Origin of the sequence: Corynebacterium falsenii (genome assembly GCF_020099275.1) — a bacterium.
GTDB lineage: Bacteria > Actinomycetota > Actinomycetes > Mycobacteriales > Mycobacteriaceae > Corynebacterium > Corynebacterium falsenii.
Genome location: NZ_CP083646.1, coordinates 39,349 through 61,371, shown reverse-complemented (window position 1 = coordinate 61,371; position 22,023 = coordinate 39,349). Strand labels below are relative to the sequence as shown.

The 22,023-nt window shown below is 62.9% G+C and carries 29 protein-coding genes; 24 read left to right on the top strand and 5 right to left on the bottom strand.

The annotated features are described in order from the left end of the window. Positions 1-174: 174 nt before the first annotated feature. On the bottom strand, positions 175-723 hold the full coding sequence (locus LA343_RS00350) for an Asp23/Gls24 family envelope stress response protein (RefSeq protein WP_025403585.1): 549 nt from the start codon (positions 721-723) through the stop codon (positions 175-177). Between the two features lie 576 nt (positions 724-1,299). Between LA343_RS00350 and rpsJ the strand changes: the two genes are divergently transcribed. The 13 genes from rpsJ to LA343_RS00285 all read left to right on the top strand — a co-directional run bounded on the left by rpsJ (position 1,300) and on the right by LA343_RS00285 (position 8,597). Beyond that, positions 1,300-1,605, top strand: a complete 306-nt coding sequence (gene rpsJ, locus LA343_RS00345; protein WP_010120790.1) for a 30S ribosomal protein S10 — start codon at positions 1,300-1,302, stop codon at positions 1,603-1,605. 48 nt (positions 1,606-1,653) lie between these two features. Beyond that, positions 1,654-2,310, top strand: a complete 657-nt coding sequence (gene rplC, locus LA343_RS00340; protein ID WP_025403584.1) for a 50S ribosomal protein L3 — start codon at positions 1,654-1,656, stop codon at positions 2,308-2,310. Next, positions 2,307-2,972, top strand: a complete 666-nt coding sequence (gene rplD / locus LA343_RS00335; RefSeq protein ID WP_025403583.1) for a 50S ribosomal protein L4 — start codon at positions 2,307-2,309, stop codon at positions 2,970-2,972. Before rplC ends, rplD begins: the two co-directional genes overlap by 4 nt. Further along, complete coding sequence (rplW, locus tag LA343_RS00330) at positions 2,969-3,274, top strand: 50S ribosomal protein L23 (RefSeq protein WP_025403582.1); 306 nt, start codon at positions 2,969-2,971, stop codon at positions 3,272-3,274. Before rplD ends, rplW begins: the two co-directional genes overlap by 4 nt. Positions 3,275-3,312: 38 nt before the next feature. Continuing rightward, complete coding sequence (gene rplB, locus LA343_RS00325; protein ID WP_025403581.1) at positions 3,313-4,155, top strand: 50S ribosomal protein L2; 843 nt, start codon at positions 3,313-3,315, stop codon at positions 4,153-4,155. Between the two features lie 16 nt (positions 4,156-4,171). Then, positions 4,172-4,450, top strand: a complete 279-nt coding sequence (gene rpsS / locus LA343_RS00320) for a 30S ribosomal protein S19 (RefSeq protein ID WP_010269028.1) — start codon at positions 4,172-4,174, stop codon at positions 4,448-4,450. A gap of 2 nt (positions 4,451-4,452) precedes the next feature. Further along, entirely contained in the window at positions 4,453-4,815 is a 363-nt protein-coding gene (gene rplV / locus LA343_RS00315) for a 50S ribosomal protein L22 (protein WP_025403580.1), read from the top strand. Beyond that, positions 4,815-5,564 carry a 30S ribosomal protein S3 gene (rpsC, locus tag LA343_RS00310; RefSeq protein ID WP_025403579.1) on the top strand — a complete coding sequence of 250 codons (750 nt, stop codon included), beginning with the start codon at positions 4,815-4,817 and terminating at the stop codon, positions 5,562-5,564. The genes rplV and rpsC overlap by 1 nt, the downstream gene beginning before the upstream one ends. A 5-nt stretch (positions 5,565-5,569) precedes the next feature. Beyond that, positions 5,570-5,986 (top strand): 50S ribosomal protein L16, encoded by a 417-nt coding sequence (gene rplP / locus LA343_RS00305; protein ID WP_025403578.1) that lies wholly within the window; start codon positions 5,570-5,572, stop codon positions 5,984-5,986. Further along, positions 5,986-6,219: a 50S ribosomal protein L29 gene (gene rpmC / locus LA343_RS00300; protein ID WP_025403577.1), complete on the top strand. Its 234-nt coding sequence runs from the start codon at positions 5,986-5,988 to the stop codon at positions 6,217-6,219. The genes rplP and rpmC overlap by 1 nt, the downstream gene beginning before the upstream one ends. Then, entirely contained in the window at positions 6,216-6,494 is a 279-nt protein-coding gene (rpsQ, locus tag LA343_RS00295; RefSeq protein ID WP_025403576.1) for a 30S ribosomal protein S17, read from the top strand. Before rpmC ends, rpsQ begins: the two co-directional genes overlap by 4 nt. A 152-nt stretch (positions 6,495-6,646) precedes the next feature. Beyond that, on the top strand, positions 6,647-7,462 hold the full coding sequence (locus tag LA343_RS00290) for a DMT family transporter (protein ID WP_025403575.1): 816 nt from the start codon (positions 6,647-6,649) through the stop codon (positions 7,460-7,462). Positions 7,463-7,505: 43 nt separating this feature from the next. Further along, positions 7,506-8,597, top strand: a complete 1,092-nt coding sequence (locus tag LA343_RS00285) for an ABC transporter substrate-binding protein (protein WP_081737361.1) — start codon at positions 7,506-7,508, stop codon at positions 8,595-8,597. Positions 8,598-8,668: 71 nt separating this feature from the next. On the opposite strand, the gene LA343_RS00280 is transcribed toward LA343_RS00285, so the two are convergent. Further along, positions 8,669-9,064, bottom strand: coding sequence for a hypothetical protein (locus LA343_RS00280; RefSeq protein ID WP_025403574.1), 396 nt, complete (start codon positions 9,062-9,064; stop codon positions 8,669-8,671). Between the two features lie 400 nt (positions 9,065-9,464). Here LA343_RS00280 and rplN point away from each other — a divergent pair, with 400 nt between their 5' ends. From rplN to sucD, 6 genes are all read left to right on the top strand, one after another. After that, positions 9,465-9,836 carry a 50S ribosomal protein L14 gene (gene rplN / locus LA343_RS00275; RefSeq protein WP_025403573.1) on the top strand — a complete coding sequence of 124 codons (372 nt, stop codon included), beginning with the start codon at positions 9,465-9,467 and terminating at the stop codon, positions 9,834-9,836. Continuing rightward, the gene (gene rplX / locus LA343_RS00270; protein WP_025403572.1) at positions 9,837-10,151 is read left to right on the top strand and encodes a 50S ribosomal protein L24; all 315 of its coding nucleotides are present in this window, start codon (positions 9,837-9,839) and stop codon (positions 10,149-10,151) included. Positions 10,152-10,153: 2 nt separating this feature from the next. After that, positions 10,154-10,723: a 50S ribosomal protein L5 gene (gene rplE, locus LA343_RS00265; protein WP_025403571.1), complete on the top strand. Its 570-nt coding sequence runs from the start codon at positions 10,154-10,156 to the stop codon at positions 10,721-10,723. 569 nt (positions 10,724-11,292) lie between these two features. Then, positions 11,293-12,252 carry a GDSL-type esterase/lipase family protein gene (locus tag LA343_RS00260; protein WP_025403570.1) on the top strand — a complete coding sequence of 320 codons (960 nt, stop codon included), beginning with the start codon at positions 11,293-11,295 and terminating at the stop codon, positions 12,250-12,252. A 279-nt stretch (positions 12,253-12,531) separates the two neighbouring features. Next, a complete protein-coding gene (gene sucC, locus LA343_RS00255) occupies positions 12,532-13,710 on the top strand; it encodes an ADP-forming succinate--CoA ligase subunit beta (protein ID WP_025403569.1) in 1,179 nt (392 codons plus the stop codon). A gap of 54 nt (positions 13,711-13,764) precedes the next feature. Continuing rightward, entirely contained in the window at positions 13,765-14,661 is an 897-nt protein-coding gene (sucD, locus tag LA343_RS00250; protein ID WP_025403568.1) for a succinate--CoA ligase subunit alpha, read from the top strand. Between the two features lie 145 nt (positions 14,662-14,806). Here the strand turns inward: sucD and LA343_RS00245 are convergent, their stop codons facing one another. The 3 genes from LA343_RS00245 to moaA all read right to left on the bottom strand — a co-directional run bounded on the left by LA343_RS00245 (position 14,807) and on the right by moaA (position 16,965). Beyond that, the gene (locus LA343_RS00245; protein WP_025403567.1) at positions 14,807-14,992 is read right to left on the bottom strand and encodes an antitoxin; all 186 of its coding nucleotides are present in this window, start codon (positions 14,990-14,992) and stop codon (positions 14,807-14,809) included. Positions 14,993-15,164: 172 nt separating this feature from the next. Next, positions 15,165-15,821 carry a nucleosidase gene (locus LA343_RS00240; protein WP_025403566.1) on the bottom strand — a complete coding sequence of 219 codons (657 nt, stop codon included), beginning with the start codon at positions 15,819-15,821 and terminating at the stop codon, positions 15,165-15,167. A 70-nt stretch (positions 15,822-15,891) separates the two neighbouring features. Further along, positions 15,892-16,965 carry a GTP 3',8-cyclase MoaA gene (gene moaA, locus LA343_RS00235; RefSeq protein ID WP_025403565.1) on the bottom strand — a complete coding sequence of 358 codons (1,074 nt, stop codon included), beginning with the start codon at positions 16,963-16,965 and terminating at the stop codon, positions 15,892-15,894. A 199-nt stretch (positions 16,966-17,164) separates the two neighbouring features. On the opposite strand from moaA, the gene modA reads away from it, so the two are divergent. From modA to LA343_RS00210, 5 genes are all read left to right on the top strand, one after another. Continuing rightward, positions 17,165-18,052, top strand: coding sequence for a molybdate ABC transporter substrate-binding protein (gene modA / locus LA343_RS00230; protein ID WP_052337587.1), 888 nt, complete (start codon positions 17,165-17,167; stop codon positions 18,050-18,052). Positions 18,053-18,075: 23 nt separating this feature from the next. Beyond that, positions 18,076-18,969, top strand: coding sequence for an ABC transporter permease (locus LA343_RS00225; RefSeq protein WP_025403563.1), 894 nt, complete (start codon positions 18,076-18,078; stop codon positions 18,967-18,969). Next, complete coding sequence (locus tag LA343_RS00220) at positions 18,966-20,153, top strand: molybdopterin molybdotransferase MoeA (protein WP_025403562.1); 1,188 nt, start codon at positions 18,966-18,968, stop codon at positions 20,151-20,153. The genes LA343_RS00225 and LA343_RS00220 overlap by 4 nt, the downstream gene beginning before the upstream one ends. Before the next feature lie 68 nt (positions 20,154-20,221). Further along, positions 20,222-21,061: a formate/nitrite transporter family protein gene (locus tag LA343_RS00215; protein WP_025403561.1), complete on the top strand. Its 840-nt coding sequence runs from the start codon at positions 20,222-20,224 to the stop codon at positions 21,059-21,061. 45 nt (positions 21,062-21,106) lie between these two features. After that, positions 21,107-21,763, top strand: coding sequence for a pyridoxamine 5'-phosphate oxidase family protein (locus tag LA343_RS00210; RefSeq protein WP_025403560.1), 657 nt, complete (start codon positions 21,107-21,109; stop codon positions 21,761-21,763). The last annotated feature ends 260 nt before the right edge of the window (positions 21,764-22,023 follow it).

Genomic DNA, 22,023 nt, shown 5'->3' with positions numbered 1-22,023 from the left:
TCGTTGATGACGTTGATTAGTAGCGGATAGCCGAAAGACGCGCGCCGCCCGACCCCGGTGCGGGGACCCCACGCGAGATGTGATCAGGCGTGAGCACGGGGCGGCATAGTGGCGTCGAAAGGAAAAGAAAGAAAAGAAGGAGCAATGCTACCGACGCGGGAGGCCGGTGAGCACCTACTGAACGCGGGGAGCGGGGCGCTCCTCCTGCTCCTCAGAATCGTCCTGGTACTCCTCGTCGGGGAGGTGCACGTCGTGAACGGTGACGTTGACCTCGGTGACCTCGAGGCCGGTCATGCGCTCCACGGAGATGACGATGTTGCGGCGAATGGCCTCAGCCAGCTCGTGGATGGCAACGCCGTACTCGGCGACAATGGAGATGTCCACGGCTGCTTGGCGCTCGCCGACCTCCACGGACACGCCCTGCTGGACGTTGACGCGGGAGCCCGGGATGCGCTCGCGCAGGGCGCCGACCATGCGGGTGGCGCCGCCGCCGAGGTCGTAGACACCGGTGACGTCGCGAGCAGCGAGGCCAGCGATCTTGGAGACAACGGAGTCTGCGATAGCGGTGTTGCCCTGTTCGGTGATCAGTTCAGCATCACCCAAGGAGCTGTTGTGATCGAGCTCCTGGCGACGGGCCGGGACGTTGTTCTTGGTGGCGGACTGGTTGTTCTGGGACACAGAAGAGGTCTGCTGTGCTGTGGTGTTTGAGTTCGAAGAAGTCATGGTTCCGAGGATAGTCCAAAAGTGATTTGCTTGGCGGGTGATCAGTGTGGTTAGATACGTGACGTTGCTTTAACACGGCACATGAGCCATGTCCGATTAACAATTGGGGCTGGCAAGAGGGTGCCGATGGTGAAGTGAGCATGATCCATCGTCAGTAAAGAAACCTCGTCATGATGAACGGGGCAGGCTTTGCTGTGCGGTACTTTTCGCGGGTAAGGCCGACACGCCCGACCGCGGGTGCCGGATGATGGGGCATGGTAAATGAACAGCGGCAGTAAGCGAAGGTAGATACCTTCCTAGCGTGGATCACGCTTCCCCATCGCAATAGGGGAGGTGGGAGCCAGGTGTCTGATGAATATGGAATAGCAGCAAGAGGCTGAAAAACCTCGTGCCAGACCATATCGAGACGTTCATTTTCCATGGGCCCACACCAAGGCACTGGACAAGTAAATGTAAGACACCGAAAGCGAACTGGCGACTGGACCAGGCCCCTTTAGGCCGGACAGCGTTAAGACAAGACAAGAGGCGTGACAGTCTGCTGAGAAATCAGCGGACACGCTGAGGAAGAGGACAAGCGTGGCGGGACAGAAGATCCGCATCAGGCTCAAGGCCTATGATCACGAGGCTATCGACGCTTCTGCCAAGAAGATCGTCGAGACGGTTACCCGTACCGGCGCTCGTGTTGTCGGCCCAGTGCCACTGCCAACCGAAAAGAACGTGTACTGCGTCATCCGTTCGCCGCACAAGTACAAGGACTCGCGCGAGCACTTCGAGATGCGTACGCACAAGCGTCTGATCGACATTCTCGACCCAACCCCGAAGACCGTTGACGCTCTTATGCGCATCGACCTTCCGGCAAGCGTTGACGTCAACATTCAGTAAGCGACCCCAATACAGAGTCCTACTTACTGAAGGCAGCGGAGAGAAATTATGAGTGATATTGAGATGAAGGGCATCCTGGGCAAGAAGCTCGGCATGACCCAGATCTTCGACGAGGAGAACCGCGTTGTACCGGTGACCGTCGTCGAGGCTGGGCCCTGTGTCGTAACCCAGGTGCGTACCAAGGAAATCGACGGCTACGAAGCCGTCCAGATCGCCTTCGGCGAGATCGACCCGCGCAAGGTGAACAAGCCTGGCACCGGTCACTTCAAGAAGGCCGGCGTGACCCCGCGTCGCCACGTTGCTGAGATCCGCGTTGAAGACGCATCCAGCTACGAGGTCGGCCAGGACGTCACCGTCGAAATCTTCAACGACGTGAAGTTCGTTGACGTCACCGGCACCACCAAGGGTAAGGGCTACGCCGGCGGCATGAAGCGCCACGGCTTCCGTGGACAGGGTGCTGCCCACGGTAACCAGGCTGCTCACCGCCGCGTTGGCTCCATCGGCCAGGCCGCTACCCCCGGTCGCGTTTTCAAGGGAAAGCGCATGGCAGGCCGCATGGGCAACAACCGCGTTACCCAGCAGAACCTGAAGGTTGCCAAGGTTGACGCAGAGTCCAACCTGCTCCTGATCAAGGGTGCAGTACCCGGTGTCAACGGCGGCCTCGTCGTTGTCAAGACCGCAGTGAAGGGCGGTGCACACGCATGAGCAATCTAAAGCTTGATGTCCACACCGCTGACGGTAAGACCAACGGAACCGTAGAGCTGCCTGCCTCCATCTTCGATGCAGAGGTCAGCGTGGCCCTGATGCACCAGGTCGTTACCGCTCAGCTCGCAGCAAAGCGCCAGGGCACCCACGCCACCAAGACTCGTGGCGATGTCCGCGGCGGTGGCCGTAAGCCATTCCGCCAGAAGGGCACCGGTCGTGCTCGCCAGGGCTCCATCCGCGCTCCCCACTTCACCGGTGGTGGCACGGTGCACGGCCCGCAGCCGCGCGACTACAGCCAGCGCACCCCGAAGAAGATGAAGGCTGCCGCTCTCCGTGGCGCCCTCACTGACCGCGCACGCCACGACCGCATCCACGTGGTCGAGGAGCTCGTGACCGGCCAGGTGCCTTCCACCAAGGCAGCACGTTCCTTCCTGGAGCGTCTGACTGACCGGAAGTCCATCCTCGTTGTCGTGACCCGTGAGGATCTGACCTCGCGCAAGTCCGTCAACAACCTGCCCAACGTCCGCACCCTGGTGCAGGACCAGCTGAACACCTACGACGTGCTCAACGCAGACGACGTTGTGTTCTCCGTCGAGGCACTGAACAGCTTCATCAACGCCGCAGACAAGTCTGCAGATAAGACCAAGGAGGAGGCTAAGTGAGCACCATCGCCGATCCCCGCGACATCATCCTCGCACCGGTCGTGTCTGAGAAGTCCTACGGCCTGATGGAGCAGAACGTTTACACGTTCCTGGTTAACCCCAACTCCAACAAGACCCAAATCAAGATTGCCGTCGAGCAGATCTTTGGTGTGAAGGTCGCCAGCGTGAACACCGCTAACCGTGAGGGCAAGCGCAAGCGCTCCCGCACCGGCTACGGCCAGCGCAAGGCAACCAAGCGCGCCATGGTGACCCTGGTCGCCGGCAGCGATCCGATCGACATCTTCGGTGGAGCTACCGCCTAAGGCGGTCAGATACCGAAAGGTAAAGAGGAAGCACAAGTATGGCTATTCGTAAGTACAAGCCGACTACGCCGGGTCGCCGCCAGAGTTCTGTCTCCGAGTTCGACGAGATCACCCGCTCGACTCCCGAGAAGTCTCTGCTGCGCCCGCTGTCGAAGACCGGTGGCCGTAACGTTCACGGTCACATCACCACCCGCCACAAGGGCGGCGGACACAAGCGCCGTTACCGCGTCATCGACTTCCGTCGTAACGACAAGGACGGCGTGCTGGCTAAGGTCGCTCACATCGAGTACGACCCGAACCGCACCGCCAACATCGCCCTGCTGCACTACTACGACGGCGAGAAGCGCTACATCATTGCGCCTCGCGGCCTGAAGCAGGGTGCAGTCCTGGAGTCCGGCGCTAACGCCGACATCAAGGTGGGCAACAACCTGCCGCTGCGCAACATCCCGACCGGTACCACCATCCACGCTGTGGAGCTGAAGCCGGGCGGCGGCGCCAAGATGGCACGCTCCGCTGGTGCATCTATCCAGCTGCTGGGTAAGGAAGGAAAGTACGCCATCCTGCGTATGCCTTCTTCCGAAATCCGCCGCGTGGACATCCGCTGCCGCGCGACCGTTGGTGAGGTCGGCAACGCCGATCAGATCAACATCCGCTGGGGCAAGGCCGGCCGTATGCGTTGGAAGGGCTGGCGCCCGACCGTCCGCGGTGTTGTGATGAACCCCGTCGACCACCCGCACGGTGGTGGTGAGGGTAAGACCTCCGGTGGTCGTCACCCCGTGTCCCCTTGGGGTCAGCCTGAGGGACGCACCCGCAAGCCCAACCGCCCGAGCGACAAGCTGATCGTCCGCCGTCGTCGCTCCAACAAGAACAAGAAGCGCTAAGAGGAGGTAGTAGAGAATGCCACGTAGCCTGAAGAAGGGCCCATTCGTCGACGAACACCTCCTCGCGAAGGTGGACGCTCAGAACGAAAAGGGCACCAAGCAGGTCATCAAGACCTGGTCCCGCCGCTCGACCATTCTTCCCGATTTCATCGGTCACACCTTTGCGGTCCACGACGGCCGCAAGCACGTGCCGGTGTTCATCGACGATTCCATGGTCGGCCACAAGCTAGGCGAGTTCGCTCCTACGAAGACCTTCAAGGGTCACGTTAAGGACGACAAGAAGGGTCGTCGATAATCATGACTGACACCGTGAACACCGCACGCGCAACCGCACGCTTCGTGCGCGTTGCTCCGATGAAGGCTCGCCGTGTGATCGACACGATCCGCGGCAAGTCTGTGGAAGACGCCCTGGCGATCCTGAAGTACGCCCCGCAGGCCGCTTCCGAGCCGGTCTCCAAGGTTGTTGCTTCCGCCGCAGCCAACGCCGAGAACAACTTCGGCTTGGACCCCGACACGCTCGTGATCTCCGAGGCTTACGCCGACGAGGGTCCGACGATGCGTCGTTTCCGTCCGCGCGCCCAGGGCCGTGCTTTCACCGTCCGCAAGCGCACTAGCCACATCACCGTGGTCGTCGAGAGCCAGAAGGGAAGTGCTCAGTAGTGGGCCAGAAGATCCATCCCCACGGCCTCCGGCTGGGTATCACTTCCGAGTGGCGCTCCCGCTGGTACGCCGACAAGCAGTACGCTGAATACCTCGCTGAGGACATCAAGATCCGCGAGTTCCTCTCCAAGGGTCTTGACCGCGCCGGCATCGCCGACGTTGTCATCGAGCGCACCCACGACCGTGTCCGCGTGGACATCCACACCGCCCGTCCGGGCATCGTGATCGGTCGTCGTGGTTCCGAGGCTGACCGCATCCGCGGCCAGCTGGAGAAGCTCACCGGCAAGCAGGTTCAGCTCAACATTCTTGAAGTTAAGAACGTTGATGCCAACGCACAGCTGGTGGCACAGTCCATCGCCGAGCAGCTGACCAACCGCGTTGCCTTCCGTCGCGCTATGCGCAAGGCAATCCAGGGCGCTATGCGCCAGCCTCAGGTCAAGGGCATCAAGGTCGTTTGTTCTGGTCGCCTCGGCGGCGCAGAGATGGGACGCACCGAGCGCTACCACGAGGGTCGCGTTCCGCTGCACACCCTGCGCGCCGAGATCGACTACGGCACCTACGAGGCCCACACCACCTTCGGACGCATCGGCGTCAAGGTGTGGATCTACAAGGGTGACGTTGTCGGCGGCCGTCGTGAAAGCCTGATGAACGCACGTGACGATCGCCCCTCTCGCGGTGGCGCACGTCGCGAGCGTCCGCGCCGCGGTGGTGCTCGTCGCCAGCGCGCAGAGCAGAAGCAGGAGGGTTAAGAAACATGCTTATCCCGAAGCGCGTTAAGTACCGTCGCCAGCACCGTCCTACCCGTACCGGTGTTTCCAAGGGCGGCAACCGCGTAACGTTCGGCGACTACGGCCTGCAGGCCCTGGAGCCGACCTACATCACCAACCGTCAGATCGAGTCCGCTCGTATCGCCATCAACCGCCACGTCAAGCGTGGTGGCAAGGTGTGGATCAACATCTTCCCGGATCGTCCGCTGACCCAGAAGCCGCTCGGCGTGCGTATGGGTTCCGGTAAGGGCCCCGTGGAGAAGTGGGTGGCTAACGTGAAGCCGGGCCGCATCCTGTTCGAGATTTCTTACCCGAACGAGGAAATGGCTCTGGAAGCACTTCGCCGCGCAGGCAACAAGCTGCCCTGCAAGGTTCGCATCGTTAAGAAGGAGGATCAGTTCTAATGGCTACCGGCATCCCGGCCCATGAGCTCCGCGAGCTCAACAACGAAGAGCTGACCACTCGTCTGCGCGAGTCGAAGGAAGAACTGTTCAACCTTCGCTTCCAGATGGCTACCGGCCAGCTGACCAACAACCGTCGTCTGGGCGTCGTCAAGCGCGACATCGCCCGGATCTACACCGTCCTGCGCGAGCGTGAGCTCGGGCTGTCTACCAACCCTGGTGGTGACGCAGCATGAGTGAGGCTAACGTGACTAAGAAGGAAAAGGGCGCTCGCAAGGTTCGCTCCGGCTACGTCGTGTCGACCAAGATGAACAAGACCGTCGTTGTCGAGCTTGAGGACCGCAAGCAGCACGCCCTCTACGGCAAGATCATGCGCACCAACTCGCGCGTGAAGGTTCACGACGAGAACGAGACCGCAGGCGTGGGCGACCGCGTCCGCATCGAAGAGACTCGTCCGCTGTCTAAGGACAAGCACTTCCGTCTCGTGGAGATCGTGGAGAAGGCTCGCTAAATTTCCCGCACTCTGTGCTGGAACATCCGCCTAGCGGATAGCGGCCTGAAAGGCACGCACCGGAATTTTTCCGGGGCGTGCCTTTTTGCTATCCCCAGCCGCACCCCAGCCGCGACCCACCCCGATCGACCTCGGGGGCTAGGGTAGTGACCATGGGTCTTTTTGGGGCATTCATCGCGGCCATCGCTTACGGCGCCGGCACCATCGCGCAGGCCATTGGCGTGCAGCGCGCTGCCGCCGCCACGGGCGGCATCGTCCACAAGGCGCTGGCCGGCTGGTTGTTCGCCCTCGGCCTCGTCTTCGATGGCCTCGGCTACATCGCCTCTTTCGCCGCCTTGCGCGACCTCCCGCTGTTCCTCGTGGAATCCGCGACCGCTTCGTCGGTGGCGGTCACCGCCGTGCTGGCGGTGATCATCCTCAAGCAGAAGCTGCGGCGCACGGAGGTCATCGCCCTCGGCGTGGTGGTGGCTGGCCTGATCATGTTGTCCGTCTCGGCGGAGCCCGGTCCCGCGCCGCACGTTCCCGGCTGGGTTGGCCGGGCGCTGCTATTTGCCTCGATTGCGTGCGGAATCATCATTCCGCTGAGCAAGTCCTCGGTTGTCTTCGCCGTGATCTCGGGCCTGGGTTTCGCCATCGTCGGCCTAGCCTCGCGCCTCCTGGAAATCCCGGCCCACGACGTGTGGCGGGTCCTCGAGGAGCCCATGGCCTGGTCACTCATCATCGGCGGCATCATCGCGGTTGTCGCATACGGCATGGCGCTGGATAGCGGTAGCGCCACCACGGTGGCCGCCGTGAGTTTTTCTGCCGAGACCATCGTGCCCTCGGCCATCGGCCTGGCCTTCTTGGGTGATCACATCCGGCCGGGGCTGGGTGTCGTCGCGGCGCTGGGGTTCGTGGCGACCTTGGGCGGCTGCCTCGCCCTGTCCTCCCGCGCCGAGGTGGAGGTGGGCACTCCGCCCCAGACCTAGCCCCTGCTCGAAGCCCTCGCTGCGAGTTGGTACAAAGGACTCGATGACTGTTTCTCCTTTTTCCGGGTCCTCTCTATCGTCCTCTTTATCGTCCTCTTTATCCGACGCCACCAGCCGACCCTCCCACGTTGTCCGCTGGGTGCTCGCCGTTGTGCTGGCCGCGGTGACGGCGGTGGGAATTGCGGGCTGTGCGGCGTCGAATAAAGGAACCGATGGAGAAACAACCACGATCCACCATGCGTTCGGCACCACGAAGGTGAAGAACAAGCCGCACCGTGTGGTGACGATCGGCCGGGACTCCGCGGAGATCGCGATTGCCCTGGGCGTGATTCCGGTGGCGATGCAAAAGCAGCAGTTCGGCGCGGATCCAGAGGGCTATCTGCCGTGGGTCAAGGAAGCGCTGATGCGCAAGGATGCCGAGCTTCCTGCATTGTTTGATGCCCCGAGCGGGGCGGTGGGGGAGTCCGTGGCGCAAGCGGTGAAGGGTTACGAGCCGGACCTCATCTTGGCGACGAACTCGGGGATTACCGAGCAGGACTACACGCAACTGGAGGCGATCGCGCCCACGGTGGCGTATCCGAAGTCGACGTGGAGGATTGGCTGGCAGGTGCAGATCGATACGGTTGCGGGTGCCTTAGGTCTGCGCCATGGCGGCGGGCCACTCATCGAGGAGATCAATAAGCAGTTCGCGGATGCACAGCAGACCTCGTGGGAGGCGCTGACGTTCAGCTATATCGCTGCGGGGAAGGCAGGGACTGATACGGCTGAGGTCTTTGTGCCGGAGAGCACGCCTGTCACGTATTTCCAGAAGCTGGGTATGCAGGTCGATGGGGGAGTGAAGGCGGTGACGCAGGGTGCGCCCCAGGCTGCCAACCCGGGAGCGGTGAGTGTACCGGTGAGCCGGTTGAGCGGGCTGGGGAGCTCCCAGCTCATTGTGCACCGGCAACCGAGCGGTGTGACGTCCGAGCCGGGGGAATTCGCGGAACTGCCCGCGGTGAAGGCTGGTGCGCAGGTGCGGTTGGATCGGGATGCGCTCATTGCGGCGACGTCGTCGATCAATCCGCTATCTGTGGCGTGGTCGCTGCCGAAGGTGAGCCCGCTTATCACCGCGGCGGTGGCAAAGGTGGATAGGTAGCGCGTAAGAAAAACCGGCACGCCCTTCGGGGAAGGCGTGCCGGTTGTCCGGAGGAGATTAAGGGAGGGGCCTTAGAGCAGGGCAATCACGCCCACGATCGCGCCGATGATGCCAGCGATGCTGCCGATGAGCTTGGCGACATCTGCGAAACGGTCGAGGCCGCTCTCGTTACCGGTCCAGCCGAAGAAGTCAGCAGAACCCTGGGTGGAGGAACCGTCGGAAGCCTCGCCGGTGGTGCCCTCGCTGGCACCGGAGTTGGACGAGTCGGTCGAGTCGGAGTTGGACGAGCCGGCCTGGTTCTGATTCGGGGTCTGGCCTTCGGTTCCGGATGCAGAGCCGGTGGATGCATCTTGCTGGGCGGTGACCTGCTCGGTGGTTTCGGCGGTCTGTGCCATGGCGGGGAGCGCACCGGCGATGGAGATGCTGGCGGCGGTGGCGACCGCAAACAGGGCGTTCTTGATCTTCATAGGAATATCCTTTTCAAGGAGGAGGGGTGAACGATGTGCGATGTGCCCTGTTTACGGGGAGCGAGGAGCAACCCATAGGGCACGGAAATACTGCGACGCACAACTGCGACAGTGCGCGCACAGTCGGGGCGAGGGCCATCCCGGTGAGGCGGTATGAGATGGCCGATCGCAACGATCGTGCGAGACATGCGATATGAAGTTGTGCACTGCGTATGCCTGCAAGGTAGCACGGCGATTGCACTTTGTCAGTACTGGGGTGATTTGGTTTTCCGCCCACCCCGGTGGCATAATTTTCAGGTTGCCTGAGCATCGTTGATGCTTTGGGCGCAGACCGTGTGCGCGCGGGTCGGTAATCCCACGCACAGTACAAATCTTTTTCTAGGTCAATGAGGAGACTCAAGTGATTCAGCAAGAATCGCGTCTGCGAGTTGCCGACAACACCGGTGCCCGGGAAATCCTGGTCATCCGTGTTCTCGGTGGTTCTACCCGACGCTCCGCTGGCATCGGTGACGTCGTCGTTGCAACCGTGAAGGAAGCCACCCCCGGTGGCACCGTCAAGGCTGGCGACGTTGTCAAGGCCGTCATCGTACGTGCCAAGAAGGAAACCCGTCGTCCGGATGGTTCCTACATCCGTTTCGACGAGAACGCCGCTGTCATCATCAAGGCAAACGACAATGATCCACGCGGTACCCGTATCTTCGGCCCAGTGGCTCGCGAGCTGCGTGAGAAGAAGTTCATGAAGATCGTTTCTCTCGCTCCGGAGGTGCTGTAAATGAAGATCCGTAAGGGCGATACCGTACTGGTTATCTCCGGCCCGGACAAGGGCGCAAAGGGCAAGGTCATCGAGGCCTACCCGCAGCGCGACAAGGTCCTGGTTGAGGGCGTTAACCGCATCAAGAAGCACGTTGCTAACTCCGCTCCGGAGCGCGGCGCTGAGTCCGGTGGCATCGTTACCCAGGAAGCTCCGATCCACGTGTCCAACGTGATGGTCGTTGATTCCGATGGCAACCCAACCCGTGTTGGCTACCGCTTCGACGAGAACGGCAAGAAGATCCGCGTGTCCAAGCGTAACGGGAAGGACATCTAACGATGAGCGAAAACTACACCCCACGTTTGAAGACTCGCTACCGTGAGGAAATCCGCGAGAAGCTGAACGGCGAATTCAGCTACAGCAATGTCATGCAGATCCCGGGCGTCACCAAGGTTGTCGTCAACATGGGTGTCGGCGACGCTGCTCGCGACTCCAAGCTGATCAACGGTGCAATCGAGGACCTGACCCTCATCACCGGCCAGAAGCCGCAGATCCGCACCGCGAAGAAGGCTATCGCTAACTTCAAGCTGCGTGAAGGCATGCCCATCGGTGCCCGCGTTACCCTGCGCGGTGACCGCATGTGGGAGTTCCTGGACCGCCTGCTGACCGTTGCTCTGCCGCGTATTCGCGACTTCCGCGGTCTGTCCGATCAGCAGTTCGACGGCCACGGCAACTACACCTTCGGCCTGTCCGAGCAGTCCATGTTCTACGAAATCGACGTGGACAAGATCGACCGTCCGCGCGGTATGAACATCACCGTGGTGACCACCGCCACCAACGATGACGAAGGTCGCGCACTGCTGCGCGAGCTGGGCTTCCCCTTCAAGAAGGGCAAGAACCAGGACTAATAGCCACGACCTAGGTGCGGCCGAGCAGTTCGGCAGCGCTAGCTCGTGAGCGGCCAAGGGCCGACCAAGGATCACGAATCCTTGGTCGGCCCTTTTGCGTTGCTGATGGCCTCCAGGGTATTAGCGGCCTGGGGTTGATAATTGGCGTAAATGACAGAAGTTGTCGTGGGAGTCCTTCGTTGCATCAGCGTCGAATTAACGGGGATTTCGAGGGGAAATGAGGCAGTAGTGGGGGTGTCCTCAGTGAGGCGAGGGAATAAGAAAGAACCATCGGAATGGCAGGGTAGAGGCACCTGGCGTCGCGATATATATGAAAATATATCTAAATTACCCCCATGTGTGATGTTAGGTCGAGCTTACTCTCTGGCTAGGCATCTGGCCATCATTGTTGCCCTCGGCGTGTCCGTTTTGGAATCGAACATGCCCGCTGAGCAGCAGAATGTAACGAATCTATTACATCGTGCATGAAAATATATTGAACTCAACTGTGAGTGAAGTTAAGGAAATATGAGTATCAGGACGGCGATCGGCTTGACCCTGGGGTCGAAACGATAATACTTTTATTTGTCATGACGAAGAAAATCTTTCACTCTGCACGAGTGGCTGCCGTAGCGGCTCTTTCCGTCTTGGGGATGAGTTTCGGAGCGTCCGCGGCGGTTGCTCAGCCCGCTGCCCCCGCTCTGCCCCCGCTCCCCGCTGTGCCGGCCCTGCCTGCGCCGGGATCACCTGTGCCCCTGGTTCCGGGCGCGGGTAGCTCCAACCTTCCCCCGGCAGGACCGAAGCAGATCGTGGCATTCGGCGATTCCTTCACCGCCAATGCCGGCAAGGGTGGCCCTCGTGGTCTGCAGTCCGGTCAGGTTCCGTGGGTGGCTAATTGCCTCACCGACATGGAGAACTGGCCCAAGATTGCTGGTGCGAAGCTGAACAAGTCTGTGGGTGACTGGTCCTGCAACGGCACCGGTGGTATGCCGATGGTTCAGCTCAAGGCGTACCTGGAGTCGGCCATCGCCTACGGTGATTTGGCACCCCAGACCGAGAAGGTCGTCCTCATGTACGGCGGTATGGACACTGTGCAGTGGTTCGACACTGCCAGCGTGCTCGCCGGCCAGGTCAACACCAACCCCACTCTGTTTCGCGGTCTGATCCAGGATGTCGTGAACCGTGTGCACCAGGTCGCCCCGAACGCTGAGGTTGTCCTGGCTTCCTACCCGGAGTACGCCACCAACGACCAGCTGTGTCTGTTCAACCAGCAGCTGGGCCCCGTGCCGGTGAATGTGCCGATCCCGGCTCCGGGTGGCACCAAGATCCAGGAGGGTCTGCGCGACTCCATCCGCTTGGCTGCAGAGGCAAGCGGTGCCAAGTTCATCGACGTGTACCAGGCCAGCATCGGCCACGGCACCTGCCAGCCCGATCCGGCTCAGCGCTGGACCGCTGGATTCCAGGACCCGGTGCGTGGCCCCATGCCGAACCACCCGACGGTCGCAGGTGAATACGCCATGGGCGACATCATCGCCGGCCAGCTGTACTAAACCTTCCACGCAAGGTTCTTCACGCTAGATCTCGTCGCCTCAGCGTCTCATCGCCTCAGCGCATTACCCAGCTACGGCAGTGTCAGAGGCGTATAGCTGACAAAGAAAACGTTTTGTGGACCCCCGCCAACGTCATTCGTTGGCGGGGGTCCTGCTCTGTCGAAAAGACATCACAGATGAGCTTTCACCCACATCGGTCTCCGAACTCTCATACGATGGGCGCAGACAGCACTCACCGCTGCTCGAACCTCAACGCTGAAGCACGAACGGAGAATCCACGTGGATCTATACGAGTACCAAGCTCGAGATCTCTTCGACAAGCACAAAGTCCCCGTCCTCAAAGGCGTCGTCGCCACATCACCTACCCAAGCAGAGCAGGCCGCCAGCACACTCGGCGGGACCGTCGTCGTCAAAGCTCAAGTCAAGGTTGGCGGTCGTGGCAAGGCAGGTGGCGTAAAGCTCGCCCACTCGCCCCAGGAGGCGGCAGACGCGGCAGATGCGATCCTCGGGCTCAACATCAAAGGCCACGTGGTGCGCAAGGTGATGGTCGCCGAGGGCGCCGACATCGCCGAGGAATACTACTTCTCCATACTCCTGGACCGCACGAAGCGCCGTTACATGGCCATGCTCTCTAAGGAGGGTGGCGTGGAAATCGAGCAGCTCGCCAAGGAGCGCCCCGAGGCTTTGGTGCGCCGGAACTTTTCCCCACTCGACGGCATGACCGACACCCTCGCCCGCGAGATGGCGCAGGAAGCCGGTTTCGATGACGAGGACGTCAAGAAGCTCGTCCCCGTGTTCAAGAAACTCTACGACGTCTACACGAGCGAAGACGCCACACTCGTTGAGGTCAACCCACTGGTCAAGACCGCCTCCGGCGAGATCCTCGCCCTCGACGGCAAAGTGTCCCTCGATGACAATGCCCGGTTCCGCCACCCGGAGCACAGCGAGCTGGAGGACCACAGCGCGGTCAACCCCCTCGAGCTCAAGGCCCAGAAGATGGGCCTGAACTACGTCAAGCTTGACGGCTCCGTGGGCATCATCGGCAACGGTGCCGGATTGGTCATGTCCACCCTGGACGTGGTCGCCTACGCCGGCGAGGACCTGCCCGGCCAGCCCAAGCCCGCCAACTTCCTCGACATCGGCGGCGGCGCTAACGCGGAGGTCATGGCCAATGGTCTGGAAGTCATCCTCGGTGATGACCAAGTGAAGTCCGTGTTTGTCAACGTTTTCGGTGGCATCACCGCCTGCGACGAGGTAGCCAAGGGCATCGTGCAGGCCTACCGCATCCTAGAGGCCGACGGCATTACTCCCAAGCCGCTCGTGGTTCGCCTCGACGGTAACAACGCAGAAAAGGGCCGCCAGATCCTCGACGAAGCCAACGTGCCCGGCCTGCAGCGCGAAGACACCATGGACAGCGCAGCGCGCGCAGCAGCGGAACTGGCTGCAGACAACAACTAGACCGCCCCCGTTTCCCGACCACGGACTCAAGAAAAGAGCAAGGACAACACCCAGATGGCTATTTTCCTCGATAGCGATTCCAAAATCATCGTCCAAGGCATGACCGGATCCGAGGGCATGAAGCACACGCAGCGCATGCTCGACTCGGGCTCCGCCATCGTCGGCGGTGTCAACCCGAAGAAGGCGGGGGAGACCGTCACCTTCCGCGACGGCCAAGAAATCCCCGTCTTCGGTTCCGTCCGCGAGGCCATGAGCGCCACCGGCGCCAACGTCACCGTCATTTTCGTTCCGGCCAAGTTCACCAAGGCCGCAGCCGAAGAAGCGATCCGCGCCAACATCCCCCTTGCGGTCGTCATCACCGAAGGCGTGCCCGTCAAGGACACCGCCGAGTTCTTCGCCCTCGCGAAGGAATCTAACACTCGCATCATCGGTCCGAACTGCCCCGGCATCATTTCCCCCGGCCAGTCCAACGCGGGCATCATTCCCGCTGAGTCGGCCGGTGAGCCCGGCAAGATTGGCCTCGTGTCCAAGTCCGGCACGCTGACCTACCAGATGATGCACGAGCTCTCCGACCTGGGCTTCACCACCTGCGTTGGCATTGGCGGCGACCCCATCATCGGAACCACCCACATCGCCGCCATCGAGGCCTTCCAGAACGATCCGGACACAAAGGCGATCATCATGATCGGCGAGATCGGAGGCGACGCCGAAGAATACGCCGCGAAGTACATCGCCGAGAATGTCACGAAGCCCGTTGTGGGCTACATCGCCGGCTTCACCGCTCCCGAGGGCAAGACCATGGGCCACGCCGGCGCCATCGTCAGCGGATCCTCCGGTACTGCAGAGGCCAAGCGCCAAGCCCTCGAGGAGGCTGGCGTGCGCGTGGGCAAGACTCCTACCCAGGCCGGCCAGCTCATGCGCGAGGCGCTCGCGGAGATTGGCGAGGCCTAACGCCGCTTACAGCCTTTTCCCGCCTCTTCCAGCACCTCCATAGCCCTCCCCGAATAAGCGCAAGCCCGCCACCTCATCGGCTCCCGTCTAAGGAACCGTGATGGTGGCGGGCTTGTGTCGCTAAAGACGCAGCCTGCTGCGACTCTTACTGCTGCTGGTCGTTGCCCTGGTTGTCGCCCAGCTTGTCGTCGATGGCGTCGCGAGCCTTGTCGACCTTGTCAGCCTTGTCCTGGCCGAGCTTGTCCTTGGCGAACTCAGCGCCCTTATCCAGCACCTTGTCGGTGTTCTCTTCGTTGTTGGCGAATTCCTTAGCCTTGTCCATGATGCCCATTGCGCTCACGGTCCTTTCTCTGTGTGGTGACTCACGCGCCGTGTTGAGGCGCGGGGATGAAAATATATCCATCCCGGTACATCGCACCATGGTAGTAGATAGTCGACGCCACCACAGTCCGCGCTTCTCAGTAACCCGACGGGCAACCAGTTTCAGCGGTCTTTTGGTTGTCTTACTCGGGGTCCTCGGAGTGCTTCGCCACGAGCTCATGGCGCGCGAGCTCGCGCGCGAGCCGCGGAACGTCCCTGCCCCACGTCTCGGACGCAGCGGCGTCGGCGGAATCGCTGACGATTTTGAGCAGCTGAACGGGAACCTCGAAATGCCGGGCGACCAGTGCGATCGCGTAGCCCTCCATGTCCACAAGATCAGCCTGCTGTGCAAGGGCATCGCGCGTCTCGGCGTCGTCCACGAAGGTGTCCCCGGTGGCGAGCGTCACCTGCTCCTCGCCGTCGAGGTCCAGCGGTGGGTAGGCATCGTGGCCGATGAGCGCAGCCACGGAGGCGTGGGAGAAATCGTGCAGCAGCACCCGCGAGACGCGGTACACCCCGGACATGCCGGGGGATAGGGCCCCGGCCGTGCCGATGTTGATGACCTCGGACGGAAGCTGGCCGATGCGCTCCAACTGCCGCAGCACGTCGATGAGGACGAGGGTGGCGTTGATCCGGCCGATGCCGGTGACAACCACGGGAGTGTCCTCCGGCAGCGCCGCCGCTTCGCTGGCCACGGCGACGACGAACAGGGGCCGACCGGCAACGACCGTGCCGCGCAGCGCCGGAGATGCGCTTTCTGGAGTGGTGGTGGAGGTGGGGAGGCTAACTCGATCGCTCATACTTCTCGATCATAACCCCGCTACGAGTCCGGTTCAGGCCCGGTTCAGACCCCTAAAGCGGTGGCCGAGCCTAGCCGCCGATCGCGCTCATGGTGCGCTCCGGTTGTACGTACTCCGGCGAGTTCAGCGTCACCTCGTTGCTGCCGTACGCGCGGGGTTTGTTCCACATCGCGGCCTGCCAGGTATCGGCGATCTCGTCGTCCGACGCCCCACCACGCAGCAATCCCAGCAGATCCGTTTCGGTCTGGGAGAACAGACAGGTGCGGATCTTTCCATCGGCGGTGATGCGCGTGCGGGAGCACGCAGCGCAAAATGATTCCGTCACCGAGGCGATGATGCCGACCTGGCCGAGGACCTCCGTGTCTGTTGTCTCGTTTGTTGCAGCGGTGTCGGCGCCTGTAGTGCGCCGCACGTCCCACAGCTGCGCCGGTGCCGACCCGCGCGGCGCCGGGTGCGGGCTGAGATCGAAGCGGGTGGCCAGGGAATCGCGGATCTCCTGGGCGCTCACAAGGTTCTCGCGGGCCCAGTGCCGGTCGGCATCCAGCGGCATTTGCTCGATGAAGCGCAGCTGAAGGTCGCGGTCGAGGCACCACTGCAGCAGCTCGGGCGCTTGGCCGTCGTTCAGGCCGCGCATCATCACCGCGTTGACTTTGATGGGCGCGAGGCCGGCGCGCCTGGCGGCGTCGATACCAGAAACAACCTGGTCCAGCCGATCCCTGCGAGTGATGGTCGCGAACGTGTCGCGGCGGATCGTATCGAGGCTGACATTGATGCGGGTCAGGCCCGCGCGGACGAGGGAATCGATGCGCTTATCCAGGCCGAGGGCGTTGGTGGTCAGCGCGATGGAGACACCCGGGTGCAGCTCGCGCACTCCCGCGATGATGTCCGCTAAGTCCTTGCGGACCAGCGGCTCGCCACCGGTGAACCGGATGTCTTTGACTCCGAAGGTGCGCACGCCGATGTCAGCGAGGCGCACGGCTTCCTCGGCGGTGAGGAGGTCGCCGGTGGGCAGCCACTCCATGCCTTCGGCGGGCATGCAGTACGTGCAACGCAGATTGCACTTGTCGATCAGGGAGATGCGCAGGTCGTCGGCGACGCGGCCAAACTGATCGGCGAGGAGGCGAGGGGCGGTGGGAGATACCACGGCGGGAACACCTCCTGCGGATCGACGATGGGCTGATGGTGGGTGGGCTGACAGTCGGTAGATCGGTCGCGCGCGTTGGATAGAGTGGGAACACGAACGACCTCACACCAGAGTGAGTTTCCATGCTAGACCACGTTGCTGATGGCCGTGCCAGGGATACCCGGCACGACCCCGAGACAAGGCAGGACACGCCCACCCCATGACCCCGACTCCCGACAACCCCCAACGCACCGATGCCTCGACGCAGAAGCGGCAGCTGCTCGTGTGGATTCTGCGCATCGGCGTGCTCGTGGCGGTGCTGGCGCTCGCCATCGCGGGGCTCGGGGCTTGCAGCAGCGAGGACAATGGCAGTGGCAAGGAAAGCGGCAACGGCAGCAGTAATCCCAGCACTGCCAGCGCCGAACGCGCCGCCGTGTCCGGGCCCGCCACCATCTTCGCGGCCGCCTCGATGAAACCAGTGGGAGACGAGCTCACCGCAGTGTTCACCGCCGCCTATCCCGATGCCTCGCTGACGTGGAGCTACGGCGGATCCTCCGACCTCGTGCGCCAGATCGAGCAGGGTGCACCGGCGGACGTGTTCATCAGCGCGAACCAGAAGAACATGACCAAGGCGCTGTCTACCCAGGACTTCGAGGGGGCGCAGGCGCACGTCATCGCCACGAACACCCTGGTGCTCGCATTGCCGCAGGGCAACCCGGGGCACATCAACTCCATCGAGGATCTCTCCGGCAAGCGCGTGGCGATCTGCGCCCCACAGGTGCCCTGCGGCACCATCGCCCACAGTGCCCTAGAGGCCAAGGGCATTACGCTCGACAAACCCTCCGAGGAACCGAACGTGGCCAGTGTGTCCACGAAGGTCGCCACCGGTGAGGTCGATGCCGGCTTTATGTACTCCACCGACGTGAAAGCCCAGGCAGACAAGGGAGTCACGGCCATTGATATCAACGGCGTGGAACCCAACCAATACCCCGTGGCGCTCACCACCCGCGGCCGGGACAACGCCACCGCCAAGGCCTTCACCGAATGGCTGAACACGGACACCGCCCAGCAGATCCTCGCCCGCTACGGATTCACCCCGGCCACCTAGCAGCCATGCCTGTCGCGTCCGCCATGTCCGTGAAGTCCCGCAATCTCGCCACGCCGCGTTGGCTGCTGCCCTTCGCGGTGGTGGGCCTGCTTGTGGTGGCCGGACCGCTGGTGGGACTCGTCGCCTCGATCCCGTGGTCGCAGGTGCCGCAGCTGGTGAGCACGCAGGAGGCTCGGCAGGCCTTCGTGCTCTCGCTGGTGACCGCCACCGTCTCCACGGTGGTGTGCGTGGTGCTGGGCTTTCCCCTGTCGCTGTGGCTGCGCCGGTGGTTCGCCTTGGCGGACCGCCGCGGATCGGGTCCGCTATCGGGCTTTTCGAAAGCCGCCGTGGCCGCCGTGCAGTTGCTCGTGTACGCACCGCTGGTGCTCTCCCCGGTGGTCTCGGGTCTCGCGATGATCTTTTTCTGGGGTCGCCGCGGCATCGTGGGCGGTTGGCTGGATTCGGTGGGTATCCACCTGGCGTACACGACCCTGGGTGTGATGATGGTGCAGGTGTTTGTGTCTCTGCCTTTTTTCGTCGCCACGACCGTCACCGCCCTAGCCGCCATTCCCCGCCGCCTCGAGGAAGCCGCCGCCACCGAGGGCGCGAGCCGTACCGAGACCTTGCGCCACATCGTGATTCCGCTGGCCGCGCCGGGCATGGCCACCGGCGCGGTGCTGAGCTTCGCCCGGTCCCTCAGCGAGTTCGGCGCCACCATCACCTTCGCGGGCAATATCGCCGGGGAATCCCGCACCATCCCGCTGCTCGTCTCCTTGGGCTTGAGCTCCGGCGACATGGACCAGGCCCTCGGGGCCTGCATCCTGCTGTTGGGCATCTACCTCTTCGTCATCGCTGCGGTGGTGGCCGTGCGCGTGATCAGCGCAGTAAGTAGGGCGAGCACAGCGAGCAGAATAAGCAGTGTAGGAAGGACATCATGAGCCACACCCGCACCCCCGAGGAGCACCTCGCCGAAGTCAGCCGCACACTCCGCGAGCTCTGCCCGCGCCCCGTGGTGACCCTCCCCGCATCCCGCACGATCGGCCGCACCCTCGCCGCCGCAGTCGCCGCGCCCCAGGATTCCCCCGCATTCGATAACTCGCAGATGGACGGCTACGCCCTGTCCGCAGAACACTTGTCCGGCGGGGTTTTCCCGGTCGGCCCCACCATCGCCGCCGGTGCGGATCCTTCTCGTCTTTATCCCGACGCCATCAGCACCCACCTCGCACCGATCATGACTGGTGCTCGCATCCCAGCGGGTACCGCAGCGATCGTCCCAGTGGAACGCTGTGACCCACCCGAGTTCGTGACCGGCGGGAACGTCCGAATACCCGCCACCGACCGCGGGCAGTTCATCCGCCGCGCCGGCAGCGACTTGGCGAAAGGTGCGGAGCTCTTCCCCGCAGGCCACCGCGTCAACGCCCGCACTGTCGGCGCGGCGGCACTGCTGGGGGTGCAGGACCTGCCCGTGCTGCGGCCCGCCCGAGTGGTGATCTGCACCGGTGGCGAGGAGATCGGCGGCAGCGGCGCAGCCCAGATCCCAGACGCCAACGGCCCCATGCTCGCCGCCCTCTGCGACCGCCACCATATCGAGGTGGCCGCACACATCAGCACCTCCGATTCCCCCGAGGCACTGGAAGCGGCGCTGACCAGCGCCATCAGCGAATACCGCCCCGATGCGATCATCACCAGCGGCGGCATCAGCCACGGCAAGTTCGAGGTCGTCCGCCAGGTGCTGGAACCCCATGGCGGATGGTTCGGCCACGTCAGCCAGCAACCGGGCGGGCCGCAAGGGCTCGCCACTTTCCGCGACACCCCGGTGATCTGCCTGCCGGGCAACCCCGTGTCCACGGCGGTGAGTTTCCGCCTGTTCGTCGCGCCGACCTTGGGGGAGGCGCAGCCCCCGTTCACCACCATTGCCGGGGAGGATGTGCAGGGCATCGCGGGGCGGGAGTGTTTCGTGCGTGGCGGCGTCGAGAACAAAGAAGGAACACTGCGCTCCCGGCCGATCGGCGGGCGTGGATCGCATCTGCTGGCGCAATCAGCGACGGCGACGGTGCTGCTGCGGATCCCCGCGGACACCCTCGTTCGGGAGGGCGAATCTGTGGAAACGTACTGGTTATAGGGCACAAACGTTTACAATGACTCACGGCTAACACTGGCATGCCGGGCCCAGACGTGAGGAGAGCAACCATGGGCGAGACGACCCCCACCCAGCCGCGCGAGATTCCCGCGGGCGCGTTCAACGAAGCGGCGACGAAAGCCGCCCGCAAGAAAACGGGGCTGTTCACCCACGACCTTCCGCGCTACAGCGTGCGGGCGATCCTTGCGGGCGCGTATCTGACGCTCGGCACTGCCTTCGCCGCGGTGGGCGGTGCGGCCGCGGAGAAGGTCGCGCCGGGTACGGGCGCGTTCGTGTTCGGGATGCTGTTCTTCATCGGTCTGGCCTCGATCCTGCTACTCGGCGCGGAGCTGGCCACGGGCACGATGATGTTTATGTGCTTCGGGGCGTCACGCCGGGAGCTCTCGTGGCCGAAGGCGCTGCTCATCATCGTGGTGACTACGGTGTTTAACCTGGTGGGGGCGATTCTCGTGGCCGTGATCATCGGCCAATCCGCGAAGCTGGGAGGCATCGGGCCGGATCACCTGCTGGGCACGCTAACCGAGGGAAAGCTGACGAAGACCCCGACGGGCATCTTCCTCGAGGCCACGGCCGCGAACTTCGTGGTCAACATGGCCGTGGTGGGCAGCCTGCTGATCAAGGACTACGCGGGCAAGTTCTTCTTCACACAGTTTGTCATCGGCATCTTCGTGGTGCTGGGCCTGGACCACTTGATCGCGAACTTTTCGCTGTTCTCGCTGTCGTTTTTCACCATCGATGGCGGACTGCCGCACCTGGATCCAGCCCATGTGCTGACGAACTGGGGCATGGCTTTCCTGGGCAATCTGCTGGGCGGTGGTGTGCTGATTGGCTCGCTGTACGCGTGGCTGAACCGCGGGGAGAACGCGGGCGCGCAGGGCTACCGCGATTAGCGTAACCGGCCCCTGGGGCGTGGGCTGGGTTTTAGGCTGGGGTGTGTGACTACCTATGAGCAGCTGGCCTACGATTCTTTCGTCCGACGCCGCCAGGCGTCCATCGGCACCACCTTGCCCGAACGGGTCGGACCGTTTGAATTCGACCCGGCCGACCTGGCCTTGATTCGCGGGGCGGATTCCTTCTTCCTGTCCACGGTGACCGGCGCTGGGTGGCCGTACGTGCAGCACCGCGGCGGGCCACGCGGGTTTGTCCACGTGCTGGGGGAGCGGCAGCTTGGGTGGTTGGAGATGGCGGGGAACAACCAGTACGTGACCACGGGAAATGTGGACCGCGATGGGCGGGTGGCGATGTTCTTCATTGACTATCCCACCCGCACGCGCCTGAAAGTGTTCGGGCACGCAAAGGTGGTGGAGCTGGATGAGGATCCGGATTTGGTGGCCACGCTGCGGGATCTGGGGGATCGGGAGATCCGCTCGAAGGTGCTGAGGGCGATGGTGGTGGACGTGGTTGCGGCGGATCGCAATTGCACGAAGCACATCAAGCCGCGGTGGGACAAAGAGCAGGTGGACGAGCGGATCGACCTGTACCGGGCGGATATCCGGGCCTTGAAAGAGGAGCTGGAAGCGGCGCGGGCAGAGCTGCAGAGCGCGCGGGCAGAGCTTAGGGATGCAAGAAAACAGCAAGAACGGGGGTGTTAGTGCTGCTGACCGATCCCAGGCCCAACGGTGCTATTTTCAGCATGCCGTTCGTGAGCTTTTCCGTTGGGAATTCCGTGCACCATTGTGGGGACGTATTCATCGGACGAGGAAAAGCCCCGGTGGATTCGAAACGCCCTTCTGCTGCTTCGAGTGAAATGGCAGCCTCGTCGGCGTTCCCGGGGGAGAGCACACGTTTGAGCCCTACGTGGTGTGGTGCAGGGGAGGCTGGTGGCGTCGATCATTGGAAACTAAATCGAGTC

Excerpts from the sequence above, each read along its gene's own strand:
- modA (WP_052337587.1), top strand. The coding sequence starts at position 17,165 with ATGACCCCGACTCCCGACAACCCCCAACGCACCGATGCCTCGACGCAG.
- rplX (WP_025403572.1), top strand. The coding sequence starts at position 9,837 with ATGAAGATCCGTAAGGGCGATACCGTACTGGTTATCTCCGGCCCGGAC.
- rplV (WP_025403580.1), top strand. The coding sequence starts at position 4,453 with ATGACTGACACCGTGAACACCGCACGCGCAACCGCACGCTTCGTGCGC.
- LA343_RS00285 (WP_081737361.1), top strand. The coding sequence starts at position 7,506 with ATGACTGTTTCTCCTTTTTCCGGGTCCTCTCTATCGTCCTCTTTATCG.
- LA343_RS00220 (WP_025403562.1), top strand. The coding sequence starts at position 18,966 with ATGAGCCACACCCGCACCCCCGAGGAGCACCTCGCCGAAGTCAGCCGC.
- LA343_RS00240 (WP_025403566.1), bottom strand. The coding sequence starts at position 15,821 with ATGAGCGATCGAGTTAGCCTCCCCACCTCCACCACCACTCCAGAAAGC.
- LA343_RS00225 (WP_025403563.1), top strand. The coding sequence starts at position 18,076 with ATGTCCGTGAAGTCCCGCAATCTCGCCACGCCGCGTTGGCTGCTGCCC.
- rplE (WP_025403571.1), top strand. The coding sequence starts at position 10,154 with ATGAGCGAAAACTACACCCCACGTTTGAAGACTCGCTACCGTGAGGAA.
- LA343_RS00350 (WP_025403585.1), bottom strand. The coding sequence starts at position 723 with ATGACTTCTTCGAACTCAAACACCACAGCACAGCAGACCTCTTCTGTG.
- rpmC (WP_025403577.1), top strand. The coding sequence starts at position 5,986 with ATGGCTACCGGCATCCCGGCCCATGAGCTCCGCGAGCTCAACAACGAA.
- LA343_RS00260 (WP_025403570.1), top strand. The coding sequence starts at position 11,293 with ATGACGAAGAAAATCTTTCACTCTGCACGAGTGGCTGCCGTAGCGGCT.
- LA343_RS00245 (WP_025403567.1), bottom strand. The coding sequence starts at position 14,992 with ATGGGCATCATGGACAAGGCTAAGGAATTCGCCAACAACGAAGAGAAC.
- rpsS (WP_010269028.1), top strand. The coding sequence starts at position 4,172 with ATGCCACGTAGCCTGAAGAAGGGCCCATTCGTCGACGAACACCTCCTC.
- rplC (WP_025403584.1), top strand. The coding sequence starts at position 1,654 with ATGAGTGATATTGAGATGAAGGGCATCCTGGGCAAGAAGCTCGGCATG.
- rplB (WP_025403581.1), top strand. The coding sequence starts at position 3,313 with ATGGCTATTCGTAAGTACAAGCCGACTACGCCGGGTCGCCGCCAGAGT.
- sucD (WP_025403568.1), top strand. The coding sequence starts at position 13,765 with ATGGCTATTTTCCTCGATAGCGATTCCAAAATCATCGTCCAAGGCATG.
- rplP (WP_025403578.1), top strand. The coding sequence starts at position 5,570 with ATGCTTATCCCGAAGCGCGTTAAGTACCGTCGCCAGCACCGTCCTACC.
- rpsQ (WP_025403576.1), top strand. The coding sequence starts at position 6,216 with ATGAGTGAGGCTAACGTGACTAAGAAGGAAAAGGGCGCTCGCAAGGTT.
- LA343_RS00290 (WP_025403575.1), top strand. The coding sequence starts at position 6,647 with ATGGGTCTTTTTGGGGCATTCATCGCGGCCATCGCTTACGGCGCCGGC.
- rplD (WP_025403583.1), top strand. The coding sequence starts at position 2,307 with ATGAGCAATCTAAAGCTTGATGTCCACACCGCTGACGGTAAGACCAAC.
- LA343_RS00280 (WP_025403574.1), bottom strand. The coding sequence starts at position 9,064 with ATGAAGATCAAGAACGCCCTGTTTGCGGTCGCCACCGCCGCCAGCATC.
- LA343_RS00215 (WP_025403561.1), top strand. The coding sequence starts at position 20,222 with ATGGGCGAGACGACCCCCACCCAGCCGCGCGAGATTCCCGCGGGCGCG.